The 20,449-nt window shown below is 65.9% G+C and carries 15 protein-coding genes; 10 read left to right on the forward strand and 5 right to left on the reverse strand.

Features of this window, described 5'->3' with window-relative positions; genetic code table 11:
• The first annotated feature begins 16 nt into the window (after positions 1–16).
• The 3 genes from ACO055_RS12570 to ACO055_RS12580 are packed head-to-tail and all read left to right on the forward strand — an operon-like array spanning position 17 to position 2,786.
• On the forward strand, positions 17–1,396 hold the full coding sequence (locus tag ACO055_RS12570) for a pectate lyase family protein (RefSeq protein WP_422059223.1): 1,380 nt from the start codon (positions 17–19) through the stop codon (positions 1,394–1,396).
• Complete coding sequence (locus ACO055_RS12575; protein ID WP_422059224.1) at positions 1,393–1,818, forward strand: cupin domain-containing protein; 426 nt, start codon at positions 1,393–1,395, stop codon at positions 1,816–1,818. Before ACO055_RS12570 ends, ACO055_RS12575 begins: the two co-directional genes overlap by 4 nt.
• A complete protein-coding gene (locus tag ACO055_RS12580; protein ID WP_422059225.1) occupies positions 1,815–2,786 on the forward strand; it encodes an alpha/beta hydrolase in 972 nt (323 codons plus the stop codon). Before ACO055_RS12575 ends, ACO055_RS12580 begins: the two co-directional genes overlap by 4 nt.
• On the opposite strand, the gene ACO055_RS12585 is transcribed toward ACO055_RS12580, so the two are convergent.
• The 4 genes from ACO055_RS12585 to kduI all read right to left on the reverse strand — a co-directional run bounded on the left by ACO055_RS12585 (position 2,783) and on the right by kduI (position 7,067).
• The gene (locus tag ACO055_RS12585) at positions 2,783–4,354 is read right to left on the reverse strand and encodes a carboxylesterase/lipase family protein (protein WP_422059226.1); all 1,572 of its coding nucleotides are present in this window, start codon (positions 4,352–4,354) and stop codon (positions 2,783–2,785) included. The genes ACO055_RS12580 and ACO055_RS12585 overlap by 4 nt on opposite strands.
• Complete coding sequence (locus ACO055_RS12590) at positions 4,341–5,351, reverse strand: sugar kinase (protein WP_422059227.1); 1,011 nt, start codon at positions 5,349–5,351, stop codon at positions 4,341–4,343. The genes ACO055_RS12585 and ACO055_RS12590 overlap by 14 nt, the downstream gene beginning before the upstream one ends.
• Before the next feature lie 9 nt (positions 5,352–5,360).
• Positions 5,361–6,113, reverse strand: a complete 753-nt coding sequence (gene kduD / locus ACO055_RS12595) for a 2-dehydro-3-deoxy-D-gluconate 5-dehydrogenase KduD (RefSeq protein ID WP_422059228.1) — start codon at positions 6,111–6,113, stop codon at positions 5,361–5,363.
• A gap of 117 nt (positions 6,114–6,230) precedes the next feature.
• The gene (gene kduI / locus ACO055_RS12600; RefSeq protein WP_422059229.1) at positions 6,231–7,067 is read right to left on the reverse strand and encodes a 5-dehydro-4-deoxy-D-glucuronate isomerase; all 837 of its coding nucleotides are present in this window, start codon (positions 7,065–7,067) and stop codon (positions 6,231–6,233) included.
• Positions 7,068–7,284: 217 nt separating this feature from the next.
• On the opposite strand from kduI, the gene ACO055_RS12605 reads away from it, so the two are divergent.
• The 6 genes from ACO055_RS12605 (at position 7,285) to ACO055_RS12630 (ending at position 18,858) form a co-directional block, all read left to right on the forward strand.
• Positions 7,285–8,463 carry an efflux RND transporter periplasmic adaptor subunit gene (locus ACO055_RS12605; RefSeq protein ID WP_422059230.1) on the forward strand — a complete coding sequence of 393 codons (1,179 nt, stop codon included), beginning with the start codon at positions 7,285–7,287 and terminating at the stop codon, positions 8,461–8,463.
• Between the two features lie 6 nt (positions 8,464–8,469).
• Positions 8,470–11,667, forward strand: a complete 3,198-nt coding sequence (locus ACO055_RS12610; RefSeq protein WP_422059231.1) for an efflux RND transporter permease subunit — start codon at positions 8,470–8,472, stop codon at positions 11,665–11,667.
• Positions 11,664–13,073 carry an efflux transporter outer membrane subunit gene (locus tag ACO055_RS12615; RefSeq protein ID WP_422059232.1) on the forward strand — a complete coding sequence of 470 codons (1,410 nt, stop codon included), beginning with the start codon at positions 11,664–11,666 and terminating at the stop codon, positions 13,071–13,073. The genes ACO055_RS12610 and ACO055_RS12615 overlap by 4 nt, the downstream gene beginning before the upstream one ends.
• 229 nt (positions 13,074–13,302) lie before the next feature.
• The gene (locus ACO055_RS12620; RefSeq protein WP_422059233.1) at positions 13,303–14,103 is read left to right on the forward strand and encodes an ImuA family protein; all 801 of its coding nucleotides are present in this window, start codon (positions 13,303–13,305) and stop codon (positions 14,101–14,103) included.
• Positions 13,994–15,556 carry a Y-family DNA polymerase gene (locus ACO055_RS12625; RefSeq protein ID WP_422059234.1) on the forward strand — a complete coding sequence of 521 codons (1,563 nt, stop codon included), beginning with the start codon at positions 13,994–13,996 and terminating at the stop codon, positions 15,554–15,556. Before ACO055_RS12620 ends, ACO055_RS12625 begins: the two co-directional genes overlap by 110 nt.
• On the forward strand, positions 15,553–18,858 hold the full coding sequence (locus tag ACO055_RS12630; protein WP_422059235.1) for an error-prone DNA polymerase: 3,306 nt from the start codon (positions 15,553–15,555) through the stop codon (positions 18,856–18,858). The genes ACO055_RS12625 and ACO055_RS12630 overlap by 4 nt, the downstream gene beginning before the upstream one ends.
• 178 nt (positions 18,859–19,036) lie before the next feature.
• Here ACO055_RS12630 and ACO055_RS12635 read toward each other — a convergent pair whose 3' ends face one another.
• Positions 19,037–19,858: a flagellin gene (locus tag ACO055_RS12635; RefSeq protein WP_422059236.1), complete on the reverse strand. Its 822-nt coding sequence runs from the start codon at positions 19,856–19,858 to the stop codon at positions 19,037–19,039.
• 247 nt (positions 19,859–20,105) lie between these two features.
• Between ACO055_RS12635 and fliE the strand changes: the two genes are divergently transcribed.
• Positions 20,106–20,447 (forward strand): flagellar hook-basal body complex protein FliE, encoded by a 342-nt coding sequence (gene fliE / locus ACO055_RS12640; RefSeq protein ID WP_422059237.1) that lies wholly within the window; start codon positions 20,106–20,108, stop codon positions 20,445–20,447.
• The last annotated feature ends 2 nt before the right edge of the window (positions 20,448–20,449 follow it).

Consider the following 20,449-nt stretch of genomic DNA (forward strand, 5'->3'; position numbering starts at 1 on the left):
CACAAGGAGAGACTGGATGCTGAAAAAGCTTTGGCTGGCGGCGCTTTTGATCGCGCCGACGGTTCCCGCAGGCCCCGTATTCGCTGCCGATTCGGCGCCGATCGCCTTCCCCGGCGCTGTCGGCCCCGCAGCCCAGACGCCCGGCGGGCGCGGCGGCCAGATCATCCGCGTCACGACGCTTGCACCCGACGGCCCCGGCTCGTTCAAGGCCGCGGTCGAAGCCGCCGGGCCCAGGATCGTGGTGTTCGAGGTGGGCGGCGTGATCGACCTGGGGCGCACGACGATCACCATAGAGCATCCCTATCTGACCATCGCCGGCCAGACGGCGCCCGGACCCGGCATCACGCTGATCCGCACCGGCATCGACGTGAAGACGCACGACGTCGTGATGCGGCACTTGCGCGTCTATACCGGCGTCGACGGCCAGCCGAAGCGCAGCGGCTGGGAAGCCGACGCCTTTTCGACCGTCGGCGCGCATGATGTCGTGGTCGACCATTGCACCTTCCTGTGGGCGCTCGACGAGAATATGTCGGCGTCGGGCCCGCGCTTCAACGGCAAGGATGTCGCCGAATGGCGCGAGGGGACGAGCAAGAACGTCACCTTCTCGAACAATCTGGCCGCCGAAGGGCTCGCCGACGCGAGCCACCCGAAGGGCGAGCACAGCAAAGGCTCGCTCGTTCACGACAACACGTCGGGCATCGTCTTTTACCGCAACATCTGGGCGCATAATGTCGAGCGCGCGCCGCTGGTGAAGGGCGGCGCGCAGGTGCTGATGATCAACAATCTGATCTACAATCCCAAGCACCGCGCGGTGCACTATAATCTGATGAACCTTGAATGGGTCGGCCATCGCTATGCGACCGGACAGATCACCGCGATCGGCAATGTCATGCGCGGCGGCAACGACACCGACGAAGGCCTGCCCTTCCTGATGCTCGGCGGCGACGGCGACCTCGAATATTATGGCAAGGACAATCTGGCGGTCGACCGCCACGGCAATCCGCTGCCCGAATTCGGCCGGTATGGCGAGACGCAGGCCAAGCTGATCCGCGCCAAGGCGCCGCTCGCGCCGCTCGCGAGCTATCGCATCCTGCCGGTGCGCGATGTCGAGACGTCGGTCCTTTCGACCGCGGGCGCGCGGCCATGGGCGCGCGATGCCGAGGAAATCCGCATCCTGTTTTTCGTCGCCGAAGGCCGCGGTCAGGTGATCGACGACGAAAAGCAGGTGAGCGCCTATCCGAAGGTCGCAGCGCCGGTGCGCGCGCCGTTCGTCGACGGCGACTGGGACCTGGCGACGATGGAACCGAAATCGGGAACCTATCCGGCGCAGACCGCCCCGATGCCGCAGGAACATCTGTCGGCGCGCGACCTCGATTCGCGCGGCGGTGTAAAGTGAGCGCGCTTCTGGCGCTGCTGCTGAGCGGCGCCGCCGCGCCCGCGACTGCTCCAGCGCCTGCACCCGCGATGGTGGTCATCGACGAAGCCGCGACGGTGCGCGAGGAAGCGCCGCCGCACGGCGCGATCGGCATGTCGACCGCGTACCGGATCAGCGACAGCGTGCCCGCACCACGCAGCTTTGAATTCCGCAAGCGCGCGCTGCACGTCGGCGCCGCGATCGGTATCCACCCGATCGACCATGACGAAATCTATTATGTCCTGTCGGGCACCGGCGTCATCCATTCGGACGGCGGGGAACAGGCGCTGAAGGCGGGCACCGCGGCGTGGCTGTACAAGGGCGCGAATGTCGGCATTCGCCAGACCGGCGACGTGCCTCTGGTGCTGATCATCGCTTATCCGAACAAGGCCGCGACGCCATGACCGTCGGGCGCCGCGAACTGCTGGCGGCCAGCCTGGTCGTTCCTTTTGCGAGCGCTGCGGCGCAGTCGGCGTGGACGCGGCCTGCCGGGCTGGCGCCCGATGCGAGCATCGCCCTGTGGCCCAAAGGTCATCTCGAGCCCCCGCCGGGCCTCGTCGAGCAGGTCGTCCAGCGCAGCGACGATCCGGATGCGAGCGACCGGATGCTCCAGGGCATCACGCGTCCGCGCCTCGACATCTTCCGTCCCGCCAGGCCCAACGGCGCGGCGGTGATTCTCGCGCCGGGTGGCGGCTATCGCTATGTCGTGATCGACAAGGAAGGTTATGAGCTCGCGCGCTGGCTGAGTGCGCGCGGGGTCACCGTCTATGTGCTCTTCTATCGCCTTCCGGGTGACGGCTGGACGAACGGAGCCGACGTCCCGCTAAGCGATGCGCAGCGTGCGGTGCGGTTGGTGCGCAGCCGCGCGAAGATCGACGGCATTGATCCCGCGCGCGTCGCGTTTGGCGGCTTTTCGGCGGGCGGACAGGTTGCGACGAGCCTGCTCACGCGGTTCGATGCAACAGTGTATGACGCCGTCGATCCCGTCGATGCGCTGTCGGCGCGCCCCGATGTGTCGGCGGGCTTCTATCCGGTCGTGTCGATGGACCCGGCGATCGCGCATGCGGTGAGCCGCGAGAAACTGATCGGCACGAACCCCGACGCGGCGCGCGAGGCGCTCTATTCGCCCGAGCGCAACGTCCGCGCCGACATGCCGCCGCTGTTCCTGCTCCATGCCGAAGATGACAGCGTCGTGAAGATCGACAACAGCCTGCGGCTGCACGAGGCGACGCGCAGAATCGGCGTTTCGTGCGAGGCGCATTATTTCGCCGAGGGCGAGCATGGCTTTGGAATCCTGAAGGCAGCGGGGCTGCCCGTTGCGATCTGGCCCGAGCTGCTGTGGAACTGGCTCGCAGCGCGGAAGATGGTCTAGCTGCCGGGCTGGATGTACGGCACCCGCGCGAACAATTCGCGCTCCCACCGGCGCGGATCATTCTCGACGCGGCTTTCGACATCAAAGATCATCGTCTGCCGCTTGGCCAGATCATAGGCGGGCCAGCCGGGATTTCCCGTGCGCGCGAAGCGGACGAAAGCATCCATCACCCGCTCGCTCATCGCCTGCTGCGCCGGCGTGACATCGGAGATCATTCCGAAGGAAAGCCCAATATCATCACCATGCCCCGCCCGCTCGAAATCGACTTGATAGACAAAGCCCGGACGGCCGGCCCGTGCCCGCGCCTCGGCTTCCTCGACCTGTCCGCGCCAGCTGCGTGCCGAGGTTACGATGCGGTGGAACAGATCGGTCGGATCGGCCTTGGGATAGCGTGCCCGAAATTCGCGGACGACCCACGACGGTTCGATGTCGATCCGCATTTCGGGCGCGATCCGTGCGGCGAGATTGTCGAAATTCAGCCCCGACAATTGCTTGCCGTCAGGCGCATAAAAGGCGCGCGTTTCCAGCACCGCATTGCCGAGCATCATCGGAATGCCGAGCGACTGCGGCGCCGCGTCGGGCCAGAAAGGGTGGCGCGACAGATGCGTCATATCGAGCACCGGTCCCATATAGACGCTGCCGCCGAGGATCGGATCGGTCGCAGAGAGCGCGGCGACGATCTGTTCGACGGGCGCGATCGCCGGATCGACGGCCGAACCGAGCTTGCCCAGAAACGCCTCCGCCCGCTTGGTCGCGTTGAGCGGGCCCGAGGCCGTGACCTGTTGCCCGCTCATCGTGATCGCCTTGTGGAAAAGGCCCTCGGCTTCGGGCATCGCCATCAGTGTCGCGATCTTTGCGCCGCCGCCCGACTGGCCGAAGACGGTGACATTGCCCGGATCGCCGCCGAAGGACGCAATATTGCGTCGGACCCATTGCAGCGCGGCGATCAGGTCGAGCTGCCCCGCATTGCCGCTGTCGGGAAAGCGCGGATCGAGCCGCGCGAGATAAAGATAGCCGAGCGCGTTGAGCCGGTGGTTCACCGTCACGACGACGACATCACCCCGCGCCGCGAGCTTGGCGCCGTCGTTGATCGGGTCGGTGACCGATCCGGCCGAATAGGCGCCGCCGTGGAAATAGACCATGACGGGCCGCTGCGCAGGCTTCCCCGTATCGGGAGTCCAGACGTTGAGAAACAGGCAATCCTCGGACTGCGGGTGGTAACGGTCGCCCGTTTGCGGACACGCGGGGCCAAAGGCCGGATCGGGCCGACGGTCCTTGTCGGCCTGCCGCGCTTCCTGGTGATCGGGTCCGAACTGCTCGGCCTTCAGAACCGGTATCGGGGCCGCGAACCGCGCCGCGCGGGCATAGCGGATACCGCGAAAAGGAAACGCCGGTGGATCGATCGCGCGGATTGCGGCGCTGCGATAAAGGCCATCGAGCGACAGCAATGTTTGCGCAGTCAGCACATGCGTCGGGGCTTGATAGCTGCGGGCCAGCGCCGCCGAACTGACCGCCAGGCCGAGGCCGCCCGCGAGCAGGCTGCGTCGCGTCAGGTCAGCGCCGGACATCGAGCCCGCCGCCGTGGAAGGCATCGATGTCGGCCTGTCCAAAGCGGCTCGCATCGCCCGGCAGCGAATGTTTGAGCGCGGTGAGCGCCAGACCGCTTTCGGCCATCGCCTTTGCGCCAGCGCCCGCCAGATGCGCGTGAAGCACCCCGGCGGCAAAGGCATCGCCCGCGCCGATCCGGTCGACGATCCCGGTGACGTCGACGTCGGGCGTCTGGTGGGAGCTGCCGCGCAGGTCGACGCGCGCGGCAATGCGATGATGATCGGCGGTGACCGTATGGCGCGCGGTCGAGGCGATCAGCTTGAGGTCCGGGAAAGCGGCAAAACCCGCTTCGGCCGCCTCGCGCCGCCGGTCTTCGCCTTCGCCGCTGAAGTCCTGTCCCAATACCAGCGACAGGTCGCGGTGGTTGCCGAAGAGGATATCGGCGCTGCCGATCAGTTCGGACAGGATCGCGCGCGGATCGCTGTCCCACGCGTCCCACAGCAGCGCGCGGTAATTGCCGTCGAAACTGACCGGAATGTCGAGCCGCTTCGCCGCGCGCGCCGCCGCACGCGCCGCCTCCGCCGATCGCGGCCCGAGCGCGGGCGTGATGCCCGACAGATGGAGCAGGCCGGCGCCGGCCAGCAGCGCGTCCCAGTCATAATCGTCCGCGCCGGTCGCCGCGAAGCTCGACCCCGCGCGGTCGTAAACGATTTCGGACGAGCGCAGTCCCGCCCCGACGCTGAGGAAATAGAGCCCCATGCGCCCCGGGCCGCTGGTGACGGCGGTGCAATCGACGCCTGCGCCGCGCACCGCCGCCACTGCTCCGCGACCCAGAGCATTCGAAGGGACCGCGCTGATCATCGCGCAGTCGTGACCAAGATGCGCGAGCCCGATCGCGACATTCGCCTCGGCACCGCCGACATGCAGCGTCAGCGACGGAGACTGCATCAACAGTTCGTTGCCCGGTGCGGTGAGGCGGATCAGCAGTTCGCCGAAAAAGACAAGGCGTCCGGTCATCGCGCGATGCTAGCGCGCGAGCCAGCCGCCGTCGACGGCGAGGATATGGCCCTGAACATAGTCCGACGCGGACGAGGCAAGAAAGACGGCAGCACCGCCGATATCGCCGGGGTCGCCCCAGCGACCGGCGGGAATACGATCCATGATCTGGCGGTTGCGCGTCTCGTCGCCCTGCAGCGCGGCGGTGTTGTTCGTCGCGATATAGCCCGGCGCGATAGCGTTGACCTGAACCCCTTTCGCCGCCCACTCGTTCGCGAGCAGCTTCGTCAGCCCGCCGACGCCCGATTTCGACGCGGTATAGCTCGGCACGCGGATGCCGCCCTGAAAGGTCAGCATCGATGCGATGTTGATGATCTTCCCCGACCCGCGCGCGATCATGTGGCGGCCGACGCTCTGGCAGAGAAAGAAGAGCGTCTTGAGATTGGTGTCCATCACCGCGTCCCAGTCGGCCTCGGTGAAGTCGACGGCGTCGGCGCGGCGGATGATCCCGGCGTTGTTGACGAGGATATCGATCCGCCCGAATTCGGCGAGCACGGCGTCGACAAGCGGCTGCACCGCGCCGACGCTCGACAGGTCGGCGGCGAAGTTGTTTGCCTTGCGGCCAAGCGCCCGTACCTTGTCGACCGTCTCGTCGGCGGGCGACCGGCCCGCCGCGGCGATATCGGCACCCGCTCCGGCGAGGGCGAGGGCGATCCCCTGCCCGATGCCCGTGTTCGCGCCGGTGACCAGCGCGACCTGTCCTGTCAGGTCGAACAATTGCATCGTTCGTCTATCCTCTCGTCGCCCCGGACTGGATCCGGGGTCCATGACTTGCAGCGACATCCTTTGCCAAATGGGTCCCGGATCACGTCCGGGATGACGAAGGACGCGATGATGGAATTACTTCAACTGGCAGATGTCGAGAACGTTCATGTCGGTATAGTCGAGATTCTCGCCGCCCATCGCCCAGATGAAAGCATATTTTTTCGTCCCCGATCCCATATGGATCGACCACGGCGGGCTGATCACCGCTTCCTCGTTGGCGATCACGATGTGCCGCATGCTGTCGGGTTCGCCCATATAATGGAAGATGCGGTCATTTTCTTCGGGCAGGTCGAAATAGAGATAGATTTCGCTGCGGCGGTCGTGGAGGTGCGGCGGCATCGTGTTCCAGACGCTGCCTTCCTCGAGCACAGTCAGCCCGAGCAGCAGCTGGGCGCTTTCGCAGACGCCCGGAATGACGAGCTGGTAAATCGTGCGCTGGTTCGAATTGGCGAGGTCGCCGCGGGCGAGCGGGTTCGCCTGGTCGAGCGTGATATGCTTGATCGGGCAGACCTTGTGTGCGGGAAGCGAGGCGAGATAGAAACGCGCGCCGTCGCCTTCGAACGTGACGTCTTTCGACCCCATGGATATGTATAGACATTCCTTGTTCTTCATCTCGAAGCGCTGGCCGTCGACCGTTATCGCGCCCGCGGTGCCGATGTTCACGGCAGCCAGTTCGCGCCGTTCCAGAAAGGGACGCCCCGCGGCCGACGCGGGGACGGTCTGGTCGGGGAGCTTCAGCGCGCGGCCCTTCGGCACCGCGCCGCCGATGACGAAGCGCTCGTTGTGCGAATAGTTGAGGTTGACCTTGCCATCCTCGAACATCCCCTCGACCAGATAGCGGTCACGCAGTGCGTCATTGTCGACGCATTCCATCATGTCGGGGTGCGTGGCGTGATAGGTCTTGGCAAACATCGGGGGCATCCTCGCTCGTCGAAATCTTGGGGTGTTTGTCCTTCGCTATCGTCAATGGTAACCGGTGTCAATATCGATGCAGAGCGCGGGGTTATCGCGGGCGACCAATTGTCGTACTTTGTCGCAAGCGGCTGAAAGCGCTTGCATGGCGCTTTCCAATGGTTTGAATAGCCCAACTCCCCAGCCGCCCGGCAAAACCCCGAGACGGATCTATCGAATGATGAAGACAAGGCCGCTGCTCCTGATCGGAGCTCTGTGCATCACGACGCTTTCGCTCGGCGCCTGCTCGGGCAAGGAGGACGAAGGCCGCGGCAACCGGACGCCGCAGGTCGGCTATGTTGCCGTGAAGATCGAGCCCGTCCCGCTCACGACCTCGCTCGGCGGGCGCACGGTCGCGTTCGAGACGAGCGAAGTGCGGCCGCAGGTCAACGGCATCGTCCGCCGCCGCCTGTTCACCGAGGGCGGCTTCGTCCGCGCCGGCCAGCCGCTCTATCAGATAGACGCAAGCCTCTATCAAGCGGCGGTCGATCAGGCGGCTGCCAATCTGGCCAGCGCGCGCGCCAGCGCGCAAGCCGCCGAGGAAAAAGCCAGGCGCTTCGAACCGCTCGCCAAGATTCAGGCGGTCGCACAGCAGGATTATAGCGACGCGCTCGCGCAGGCGCGCGCCGCCCGGGCCGCGGTCGCGCAGAACGCCGCCGCGCTGGAAACCGCGCGGATCAACCTGCGCTACACGACATTGTCGGCGCCGATCAGCGGGCGCATCGGGCGCTCGCTCGTCACCCCCGGCGGGCTGGCGAGCGCAGGCCAGGCGACCCCGCTCGCGGTGATCCAGCAGACCGATCCGATGTATGTCGACATGCAGCAGTCGAGCGCCGACCTGACCCGCCTGCGCCAGGCACTAGCCAGCGGCGGCGTCACCGCAGGCAGCACGTCGGTTCGGCTAAAGCTGGAGGATGGCAGCGATTACGGCTTCACTGGCACCGTCCAATTCTCCGAAGTCACGGTGAGCGAAGAGACCGGCACCGTCACATTGCGCGCGCGCTTCCCGAACCCGCAGGGATTGCTGTTGCCCGGCATGTTCGTCACAGCGCTCTTCGACCAGGTGATCAACCCGACCGCGATCCTGGTCCCGCAAGCCGCAGTGCAGCGCGATTTTGACGGGTCGGCTTTCGTCTATCTGGTCGGCAAGGATAATAAGGCCGCGCGGCGCAAGATCGTCGCCGAGCGCACGGTCGGCGCGAACTGGGTCGTAACCGGAGGCCTTAAGCCCGGCGACAAGGTGATCACGCAAGGGGTCGGCAACCTGAAGCAGGGCGCCCCGATCAAGCCGGTTCTGGCGAGCAGTCCGCAGCGGTTGGGGGCACCCGCAGGCAAGGCTTCAGAGAAGGGTAACTAACCCCCCATGTCGCGTCTCTTCATCGACCGGCCGATCTTTGCCTGGGTGCTGGCGATCATCGTCATGCTCGGCGGCATCGGCGCGCTGCGCGCGTTGCCGATCGAGCAATATCCCGACATTGCACCGGCGCAGGTCAATATCCGCGCGACCTATCCCGGCGCCTCGGCCGAAGCGATCGAGAACAGCGTCACGCAGGTGCTCGAACAACAGCTGACCGGGATCGACGGCCTGCTCTATTTCAGCTCGCAGTCGAGTTCGCGCGGGCAAGCGAACATCACCGCAATCTTTGCCAAGGGGACCGACCCCGACATCGCGCAGGTGCAGGTGCAGAACAAGATCGCGGCGGCGCTTTCGCGCCTGCCGCAGCAGGTGCAGCAGCAGGGCGTGCGCGTCACCAAGTCGAATTCGGACGCGCTGCTGCTCGTCGGCGTCTATGACACCACCGACACGCGTTCGTTCCAGGACGTGTCCGATTTCCTCTCCTCGAACATCCAGGATCCGCTGTCGCGCGTCGAGGGCGTCGGCGACGTCAATATCTTCGGGTCGCCGCACGCGATGCGGATCTGGCTCAATCCGCGGCGGCTCGCCGCGGTGTCGCTGATGCCCGGCGACGTCGTCACCGCGATCACCGCGCAAAATGCCGAGGTCGCGGCGGGCGAGGTCGGCGGCACGCCATCGCCGCAGGGGCAGATGCTCAACGCGACGGTCACGGCGCAATCGCGGCTCCAGACCGCCGAGCAGTTCGAGAATATCGTCCTCAAGACGCTTCCCGATGGGTCGACGGTGCGGATCAGGGACATCGCGCGCGTCGAGATCGGCGCCGAAAGCTATGCCACAGTCGTTCGCATCAACGGCCATCCGGGCGCCGGCATGTCGATTTCGCTGTCGCCGGGTTCGGACGCGCTCGAAACCGCCGACCGCGTCAAGACGCGAATGAAAGAACTCGCCGCCGACTTCCCCGACGGCCTGACCTACAGCTATGCCAATGATTCGACCGCTTTCATCAAGCTGTCGGTCAGCGAAGTGCAAAAGTCTCTGTTCGAGGCCATTTTGCTCGTCGTCCTCGTGATGTTCGTCTTCCTGCAAAGCTGGCGCGCGGTGCTGATCCCGGCGATCGCGGTACCCGTCGTGCTGCTCGGCACCTTTGCGGTCTTCTATATATTGGGTTTCAGCATCAACACGATGACGCTGTTCGGGCTGACGCTCGCGATCGGCCTGCTGGTCGACGACGCGATCGTCGTCGTCGAAAATGTCGAGCGATTGATGGAAGAACATCCCGACATGACGGCGCGCGAGGCGACGATCCAGTCGATGAAGGAATTGCAGGTCGCGTTGATCGCGATCGCGATGGTGCTGTCGGCGGTGTTCCTGCCGATGGCCTTTTTCGGCGGTTCGACCGGCGTCATCTATCGCCAGTTTTCGGTCACCATCGTCTCGGCCATGGCCTTGTCGGTGCTCGTCGCCCTGATCCTCAGCCCGGCGCTGACCTCGACCTTGCTCAAGCAGAAGACGCACGGCGCCGAAGGCGCGCGCCCGCATCGCTTCCCGCGCGCGCATACGCTGATGAAGCGCGCGCAGGACGGTTTCAACACCCGCTTCGACCATATTGTCGAGCGCTATGTCGGCAGCGTCACCAAGGTCGTCGACCGCAAATGGCTGTTCCTTGGCATCTATGCGCTGATCCTTGTCCTGCTCGCAGTCCTGTTCCTCCGCCTGCCGAGCGGCTTTCTGCCGAACGAAGATCAGGGACGGGTTCAGATCCAGTTCCGCCTGCCCGCCGGCGCCACGCAGGCGCGTACGCTTCAGGTGCGCGACCAGATCGAGAAATATCTGCTGACGCAGGAGAAAGCCAATGTCGGCGCGCTGTTCCTGGTCGCGGGCGGCGGGGGCGGCGGCGGCGCGGTCGGCCAGAACACCGGCCAGGGCTTCATCAACCTGATCGATTGGGACAGCCGGCCAGGCGAGGAAAATACCGCCGATGCGATCGCCGACCGGACGCGCAAGGCCTTGTCCGGAATCCGCGACGCGCAGGTGTTCGCGCTGGTGCCGGGCGCCGTGCGCGGGCTGGGCGACGCATCGGGCTTCACGATGGAGCTGCAGAACCGCAGCGGGATGAGCCGCGATGAATTTGTCGCGGCGCGCGAGAAGCTGCTCGCGGCGGCCAACGCCAATCCGAAACTGACGTCGGTGCGCCTGTCCGATCTGCCCGACGTCGCGACCTTGAAGATCGACATCGATACCCAGCGGCTCACCGCTTACGGCCTCACCAACAGCGATGTGAACACCACGCTCGCGACCGCGTGGGGCGGGCGCTATGTCAACGACTTCATCGACAAGGGGCGCGTCAAGCGCGTCTATGTCCAGGGCGACGCCCCCTATCGCGCCAAGCCCGAAGATCTTGGCCAATGGTATGTCCGCTCGTCGGATGGCCAGATGTCGCCCTTCTCGGCTTTCGCCGATATCGGCTGGTCGACGACGCCGAGCAGCACCTCGCGTTTCCAGGGCGTTCCAGCCTTTGAAATCTCGGGCCAGCCGTCGCCGGGCACCAGTTCGGGCGAAGCGATGGACGAGATGGAGCGGATGGCGGGTGAAATATCGGGCACCAGCGTCGCCTGGTCGGGATCCTCCTATCAGGAGCGGCTGTCGTCGGGGCAGGCGCCTTTGCTCTATGGCATTTCGCTGCTCGTCGTCTTTCTCTGCCTTGCCGCGCTGTACGAAAGCTGGTCGATCCCGCTCGCGGTATTGCTCGTCATCCCGCTCGGGCTCGTCGGCGCCATCTGCGCGGTGTCGCTGCGCGGGTTCGAAAACGACGTCTATCTGCAGATCGGCCTGCTCACGACGATGGGCCTCGCGGCCAAGAATGCGATCCTGATGATCGAGTTCGCCGAGCAGGAAGAAAAAAAGGGCAAGCGGGTGATCGAGGCGGCGGTCGAAGCGGCGCGGATTCGTCTCCGTCCGATCCTGATGACGAGCTTCGCTTTCATCTTCGGCGTGTTGCCGCTCGCGATCGCGACCGGCGCCGGTGCGAACAGCCGCGCCGCGATCGGTACCGCGGTGATCGGCGGCATGCTGACCGCGGCCTTCCTCGCGATCTTCTTCATCCCGCTGTTCTTCGTGCTGGTCCGCCGCGGCGTGCGCGACGGGCTTGCGGCGCTGCGCCACCGGTTCGGCAAGGCGAAGGACGCCGGGGAGGCGGCGGCATGAAACGCGCAGCGCTCGCCCTGATCGCCGCCCCGCTGCTTCTGGCGGGCTGCTCGCTCGCTCCCAGGACCGTGCTGCCTGCGCCGCCGGTGCCGCAAAGCTGGCCGGTCGGCGACGCCTATCTGCTGCAAAGCGAAGAAGCGCTGCCCATCCTGTCGTACAAGACGGTGTTCGCCGACGCGCGGCTGCAAAGCCTGGTCGAACAGGCGCTCGCGAACAATCGCGATCTGCGCGTCGCTTACGCCAATGTCGCCGCCGCGCGCGCGCAAGCGCGCGTCAGCCGTGCCGGACAATTGCCTTCCTTCGGCGTCAGCGCGGGCGCAGGCTATTCGGATTCGGGCGGCACCGGCGGCGGCGCGGGCGATTTCTCGCTGCGCGGCGGCGTGACCGCGTTCGAGCTCGACCTGTTCGGCCGCCTCGCCAACGCCGCCGAGTCCGACCGCAACAGCGCGCTCGCGACCGAAGCGGCCTCGCGCACGGTACGCGTCGCGCTGATCGCCGACCTTGCGAACATCTGGGCGACCTATGGCGCCGACCGCGATCTGCTGAAGATCGCCGGCGACACCGCCGCCAATGCGCGCGAAAGCGTGCGGTTGACCCAGGCACGGCTCGACGGCGGCGTCGCGCCGCGCACCGACCTGCGCCAGGCCGAACAGATTTTGGCGACCGCCGAGGATGCGATCGCTCAGCAGAAGACCGCGATCGCGCAGGACGAGAATCTGATGCGGCTGCTGGTAGGCGGCGACATCGACCGCGCGCTGCTCCCCGCGAGCCTGGGCGACGTTACGCCGGGCGTCGCGGCGCTCCCCGCCGGTGTCAATTCGCAGATCCTGCTTCGCCGCCCCGACGTGATCGAGGCGGAATATCGCTTGCGGGCGGCCAATGCCGACATCGGCGTCGCGCGCGCGCGGCTGTTCCCGGCGATCTCGCTCACCGGCCTGCTCGGCTTTGCGAGCGACGCGTTGGGGAGTCTCTTCGACAGCGGGGCGTTCAATTATTCGGTCGGCGGCGATACAACCGCGACGATCTTCGACTTCGGCGGTCGCCGCGCCGGCGTCGATGTGACCAAGGCGCAGCGCGATGCGGCCGTCGCCGGCTATGAAGGCGCGATCCAGACGGCGTTCCGCGAAGTCGCCGACGCGCTCGCGGTGCAAGGCACGATATCCGAGCGCGTCCGCGCGGCGACAGCGAACACCTCGGCCGCCGCTGACACCGCCATGCTGACCGACGCGCGCTACAAGGGCGGCGTCGACAGCTTCCTCGCCAGCCTTGACGCGCAGCGCAGCCTGTATGCAGCCCGGCGGAGCGAGATCGCGACGCAGCTGTTGCTGGTCCAGACGCGAATCGCGCTGTTCCGTGCCCTCGGCGGGGATAGCGGCGCCGGAGCCGAGGCAACGGCGACGCGCTGAAATATTTCACGCGAAGGCGCAAAGACGCGAAGAGGCCGCGTTTACCGGGAAGCGGCATTCTCTATCTGGCGCTGCGATCATCGCTATGTCGATCAAATATGGGGCCTTTCGGCCCGGACTTTCTTTTTCGCGCCTTCGCGTCTTCGCGTGAAACAGAATCTCCATAGCCCTCCGATCGCTTGACAAAGGCTGTCGCGAAAGCGCTAATAGAACAAATCAGGAACAAATGATGCGCGAGTCGTCTCCCTCTCTCGCCGGGCTGCGCAAGCGTATCGCCCGGCTGGCCGCCGATGGTGGTCCCGTAAGCCGTTCGGCCGAAGGCTGGCTGGCGAGCGGAGATGCGGGATTCGATACAGCGCTTGGCGGCGGGCTTGCGATCGGGCGCGTCCATGAATTTTTCGCCGCCGACGCGCTCGACGCGACGAGCGCGGCTGCTTTTGCCGCCCTGCTCGCGCTGCGCGCACCGGGGAAAGGCCCGTTGATCTGGTTGCGCACCGCCGATGCGGCAAACCGCACCGGCCACATCTATGCGCCGGGAATCGCCGAACTCGGCGGCGATCCCGACCAGCTGCTGATCGTCGAAACTCCCGACCCCAAGATGCTGCTCGCGTGCGCGAACGATGCGATCCGCTGTGCGGGCTCGGCGGCGGTGATCGTCGAAAGCTGGGGCAAATTCCCTTTGCTCGATCTCACTGCGGGGCGCCGGCTGACGCTCGGCGCGCGCGATGCCGGAACAACGCTGCTGATGCTGCGCCTCAATGCCGCGCCCGCACCGAGCGTCGCCGAAACGCGCTGGAGCGTCGGCGGCGCGTCGTCGCACGCGATCGAGGCCAATGCCCCCGGCGCGCCTGCCTTCGACCTCGAACTGCTGCGCTGGCGCGCTGGCCCTGCCGGCGGTCGCTGGCGACTGGACTGGAACCATGACGACAAAAGCTTTGGGCATGCCCTCGGGGAGCCGACGCTATCTGGCGCTCTTCTTCCCCTGGCTGCCCGCCGAGCGGCTCTGCCGCACGGCGCCGCAGCCGCCTGACGCGCCGCTCGTCTTTGCCGAGAAACAGCGCGGCGCGCTCCGCATCGCCAGTGTCGATGCGCAAGCGCAGGCCGTCGGGCTCCGCCCCGGCATGCCGCTCGCCGACGCGCGGGCGCAGCTGCCCAGGCTGATCGTCGTCACCCACGATCCGGTCGCCGATCATGGCTGGCTCGACCGGCTCGCGCTCGGCTGCAACCGCTACACGCCGCTGGTCGCGCTCGATGCCCCCGACGGACTGATCCTCGACATCGCGGGCGCCGTCCATTTGTTCGATGGCGAGGCAGCATTGATCGCCGACATCGAGATGCGCCTCGCGCGCCTCGGCATGAGCGTGCGCTCTGCGCTTGGCCCGACCGCCGACGCCGCGCGGGCGCTCGCGCGTTACCAGACGCGCCCCGCCGCCGACGAAGCGACCGCGATCCGCCGCCTGCCCGTCGCTGCGCTCGAACTCGAGGCCGATGCGACGACCGCGTTCGTCCGCGCCGGGCTGAAGACGATCGGCGATCTGGCGAGCCGCCCGATGGCGAATATCGCCGCACGCTTTGGCGCCGGCGCCGCGATGGCACTTCGCCGCATTCTTGGCGACGCGCCCAGCCCGCTTGACCCGCGGATCGCGCTGCCCCCGGTCGTCGCCGAGCGCCGTTTCGCCGAGCCGATTGCCAGCAGCGCGCATGCGGCCAGGATCCTCGCCGAACTTGCCGACGAAGCGATCGCGACATTGCTGGAACGTGGCAAGGGCGGGCGCCATTTCCGCGCGACTTTTTTTCGCAGCGACGGACTCGCGCGGAGCATCGAGGTCGAGACCGGCCATGCGACACGCGACACGCGCCTGGTCATGCGCCTGTTCGCCGAACGGATGGACGGGCTCGCCGATCCGCTCGATCCCGGCTTCGGCTTCGACATGATCCGCTTTGCGGTACCGCGGCTCGACCCGCTCGGCGCGACGCAGCTGAAGCTAGAGGGCGGCACGGTGCGCGCTTCGGACCGGGCGGCGGCGATGGACGAGCTCGTTGACCGGATGACGACGCGGCTTGGGCGGGCGCGCGTCAAAAGGCTGCTTGCCGCCGACACACATATCCCCGAACAGGCGCAGCTCGCGCTCCCCGCAATCGACGCGCCAACACCCCTGCCCTGGCCGACACCCGACCCCGGCGAGCCCCCGACGCGTCCGTTCCACCTCTTCGACCCGCCGCAGCCGATCGAAGTGATCGCCGAAGTCCCTGACGGCCCGCCGCACCAGTTCCGCTGGCGCCGCACGATGCATGCCGTCCGCCGCTACGAAGGTCCCGAACGCATCGCCGCCGAATGGTGGCGCCGCCGCGACAATGGCGGACTGACGCGCGACTATTACCGCGTCGAGGATGTCCAGGGCCGCCGCTACTGGCTGTTCCGCCACGGTCTGTACGAGGAAAAGCCCGATCCGCGCTGGTACATCCACGGTCTGTTTGCATGAGTGCCGGACCTGCCCCCGAACCCGGCTTCGCCGAACTGGTCGCCGCCACCAACTACAGCTTCCTCCGCGGCGCCTCGCACCCTGCCGAGATGGTGGCCGAGGCAATCGCCCTCGGCATGACCGGCATCGGCATCGCCGACCGGAATAGCGTTGCAGGGGTGGTGCGGGCGTGGGCGTTCCTGAAGGAGCTGCAGGTCAGGACCCCCGAGACGGTGCAGGAGTTCCGACTGGTGGTCGGCGCGCGGCTCGTCTTCGCTGACGGCACGCCCGATATCGTCGCCTATCCAGCCAACAGACATGGCTGGGGCCGGCTGACGCGCCTCCTTTCTATCGGCAATCTCCGCGCAACGAAGGGCGACTGCATTCTCGAATTGCAGGATCTGCTCGACCATTGCGAGGACCTCCTGCTGATCGCAACGGGCGGCGATGAAGCGCTGCTCCGGACACTGAAACAGGCGCGGCGAAAGTCGGTCTGGCTCGCTGCAACCATGGCGCGGTCGGGCGCCGATGCACGGCGGATGATCGGATTGGAGCGCTTGTCGGCGGCAACGGGCGTCCCGCTACTCGCGACCAACGACGCGCTTTATGCGACGATCGCGCAGCGTCCCTTGCACGATGTCATCACCAGCATCCGCGAAGGCACGACGGTCCAAAAGGCTGGCAAGCTGCTGCGCGCCAATGGTGAACGCCATCTGCGCGCACCCGCCGAAATGAAGCGATTGTTCCAGCATCATCCGAAAGCGGTCAAAGAGAGCATAAAGCTGCTCGAGCGCATCGATTTCCGGCTCGACGACCTGCGCTATGAATATCCCCACGAACCCGTGCCGGCAGGGTGGAAGCCGTTCGCCTATCTGCACCATCTGGTGAAGACGGCGGCGGAGGAGCGCTATGGCGCCCCACTGAAACCCAAAATCCGCCAGATGATCGGCAACGAACTGCGGCTGATCCGGAAGCGGAACTATGTCTACTATTTCCTGACCGTCCACGATCTCGTCCGTTTCGCGCGCGCGCAGGACCCGCCGATCCTGTGTCAGGGGCGCGGATCGGCCGCCAATTCGATCGTCTGCTTTCTGCTTGGAGTCACTTCGGTCGATCCGGATGAGCATAAGCTGTTGTTCTCCCGCTTCGTTTCGGCCGAGCGCGACGAGCCACCCGATATCGACGTCGATTTCGAACATGAGCGGCGCGAGGAGGTGATCCAATATATCTATGACCGCTACACGCGCGATCGCGCTGCGATCGCCGCGACCGTAATCCATTATCGCCCGCGCAGCACGATCCGCGAGGTCGGCAAGGCGCTGGGTTTCAGCGAGGATGTCACCGCGCGGCTCGCCGATACCAGCTGGGGGAGCTGGGGGGACGACGTGCCGGTCGAGCGGCTCGTCGAAGCCGGGCTCAACCCGCATAATGGCGAGATCGAACGGCTGCACCGCTTTGTCGGCGAATTATTGAAGGCGCCGCGCCACCTGTCGCAGCACGTCGGCGGCTTCGTACTCACCCAGGGACGGCTCGACGAGATGGTGCCGATCCACAATGCCGCGATGGACGACCGCACTTTCATCGAATGGGACAAGGACGACATCGACGCGCTCGGCCTGATGAAGGTCGATGTGCTCGCGCTCGGCATGCTCACCTGCATCCGCAAATGCTACGATCTGATGCGTACGCATGGGCTGGGCGATCACACGCTGGAACTCGACATCGATTCCAAAGATCCGGCGGTTTATGACATGCTGTGCAAGGGCGACAGCATCGGCGTCTTTCAGGTCGAGAGCCGCGCGCAGATCAACATGCTCCCGCGCTTGCGGCCTCGAAAGCTCTATGACCTTGTCGTACAGGTCGCGATCGTCCGTCCGGGGCCGATCGAGGGCGACATGGTCCATCCCTATCTGCGGCGGCGGAACAACGAGGAGGAGGTCGAATATCCCTCCCCCGCCCCGCCCCATGATCCGAACGAGCTTCGGGAGGTGCTCGGCCACACTTATGGCGTACCGCTCTTTCAAGAGCAGGCGATGAACCTCGCAATCACCGCAGCCGGCTTCACGCCCGAAGAAGCCAATGGCCTGCGCCGTGCGATGGCGACGTTTCGCAATGTCGGCACCATCGACAATTTTCGCGAGAAGATGGTCGGCGGCATGGTCGCGCGGGGATATGAAAAGGAATTCGCCGAACGCTGCTTCAAGCAGATCGAGGGCTTCGGCAGTTACGGCTTTCCCGAAAGCCACGCCCAATCCTTCGCGCGGCTCGTCTATGTTTCGTCATGGATCAAGCATTACCACCCCGCGGTCTTTGCCTGCGGGATCCTCAATTCGCAGCCGATGGGCTTTTATGCCCCTGCGCAGCTCGTGCGCGATGCGCAGGAGCATGGGGTCGAAGTGCGCGAGGTCGACGTCAATGCAAGCGGTTGGGACAACAGCCTCGAACGCCGCGACGACGGTGCGCTCGCCCTGCGGCTGGGCTTCCGGCAGGTCGACGGCTTTCGCGAGCAATGGGCGGAGCAGATCGTCGCGGCGCGCCAAATCGCCGAAACGCGGACGATGCCCTTCGCTTCGGTCGAGGAACTCGCGCGCCGCGCCAACCTGCCCTCGCGCGCGCTGCGCCTGCTGGCCGACGCCGATGCGTGCCGTTCGATGGGGCTCGAGCGGCGGCCCGCGCTCTGGGATGCGCGGCGCGTGCGACAGGGCGTGCTGCCGCTGTTCGGGGCGGCCGAAACGAATGAACTGGGTTTCGAGGAAGATGCCGAGCTGCCGCCGACCCCGATGGTCGAGCATGTGCTCACCGACTATCAGACGACGCGCCTCTCGCTGAAAGGCCATCCAATGGCCTTCCTGCGCGGCGATTTCGAACGCGAAGGCGTGCTGAGCGCGACGGAGGTCGCGGCGGCGAAGAACGGGTCGATCGTCCGCACTGCAGGCGTCGTGCTGATCCGCCAGCGGCCGGGCAAGGGCAATGCCATATTCATCACGCTCGAGGATGAGGGCGGGATCGTCAATATCCTGCTGTGGGCGCGCCATTTCGAACGCTATCGCCGTGCAGTGATGGCGTCGCGGCTGATGCTCGCCGAAGGCGAGATGCAGCGGAGCAAAGAGGGCGTGATCCATCTGATGGCGACGCGGATCGTCGACCGCACCGAAATGCTCGATACGCTGGGCAGCGACCGGCGCTTCGATCCCGATCTGTGCCGCGCCGACGAGGTCAAGCATCCGCAGGTCGCGCGTGGGCGATCGAAAGGCGAGCATGCCCAGCGCCACGGTCATCCGCGCAACGTTCGCATCCTGCCCAGGTCGCGCGATTTTCACTAGGGTCGGGGTTGCCTTGTCTTCGGTCTGACGCCGAACGCGGTACCGACCCGCTCCCCGCGTTTCAGCGCAGCGGAAGCAGATACAAAGATGCCCCGGCTGTGGGGAGCCGGGGCATCGAATCAGGCCGATAAAGGGACCAACCAAATATAGCCTGAAACTTGTTTGCGACTTTTAGGACTTAGCCGCGAAGCAGGTTCATCACGCCCTGTGCGCTCTGGTTCGCCTGAGCGAGCATCGCGGTCGATGCCTGCGACAGGATCTGAGCCGCGGCCAGCTTCGTCGATTCCGCCGAGAAGTCGGTGTCTTCGATGCGCGAGCGCGATTCGTCCAGGTTCGTGACACGGGCCGTCAAATTGTCGACAGCCGCGGTCAGGCGGTTCTGCTGCGCACCCAGGTTGGCGCGTTCGCCGGCAACCGTGGTGATCGCGGTGTCGAGCGTCGCCAGGGCACCCGTGGCGCCGGCAGCCGTAGCAACCGACAGAGCGTTGACGCCGAGCGTCGTGGCGGTGAGGCTGGTGACCGTGATGTTCACCTTTTCGCCGGTGTTGATACCGGTCTGGATGTCGAAGCCAGCAGCGACGCTGCCGTCGAGCAGCTTGTTGCCGTTGAAGGTCGTCTGCGTCGTGATGTCGCCGATCTGCGAAATCAGCGCGGTGACTTCCTTCTGCACCAGCGCGCGGTCGGCGTCGGCGAGCGTGCCGTTCGAGGCCTGCATGGCGAGGTCACGCATACGGACGAGAATGTCCGAGATGCTGGCGGCGCCGCTGTCGGCGGTCTGCGCGAGCGAAATGCCGTCGTTGGCGTTGCGGATCGCCTGCGTGAAACCACGCGAAGCAGCCTGCATGCGGGTCGCAACGGCGAGGCCGGCTGCGTCGTCCTTGGCGCTGTTGATGCGCTTGCCGCTCGACAGACGTTCCATCGCCTGCGACTGGGCGCGCTCGGCAACACGCGAGCTGTTCTGGGCGCGAAGCGCGCTCACATTGGTGTTGATGACAGTCATGTTGTTCCTTTCCGGCCTCGATGGCCATTCCCGTGATGTGAGGGCTCGAGGAGCGGTCACGGAAGCAGTAACGGCGCACGGCGGCGCCACTTAAGCCGCCGCGTCAAAAAAATGCCGAAGGTGACGTTAAGCCTCGGCCCCTGCCCCGCATATCGTTGGAAAAGCGCCAGTAAATTTTTTGGCACGCGCTTTGCATTACTCTTTGGGCGTGCGGTCGACCGCTACGCACCAGGACGGATGAGAGCTTATGAGCACGATTGACCCGAGCCGACTGCTGCAGATGCGCAGTACGATCCTCAATCAGAACCAGGCGCTGCAACGCGCCGCGGGCCGGGGTGCGGCGGGCGGCATAGAAAATGCGGGCGACACGCCCGACTTCGGCGCCGCGATCAGCAATGCGCTGCAACAGGTGAATGCCCAGCAGCAGAAGGCCAGCGACCTCAGCGAATCCTATGAACGCGGCGACACGCACGACATCGTCAGCGTGATGATCGAACGGCAGAAGGCCTCGCTCGGCTTTGAAACGACCCTTCAGGTCCGCAACAAGCTGCTCTCCGCGTATCGCGACATCATGAACATGCCGGTGTAACC

Origin of the sequence: Sphingopyxis sp., from assembly GCF_965227415.1 — a bacterium.
Taxonomy (GTDB): Bacteria; Pseudomonadota; Alphaproteobacteria; order Sphingomonadales; family Sphingomonadaceae; genus Sphingopyxis.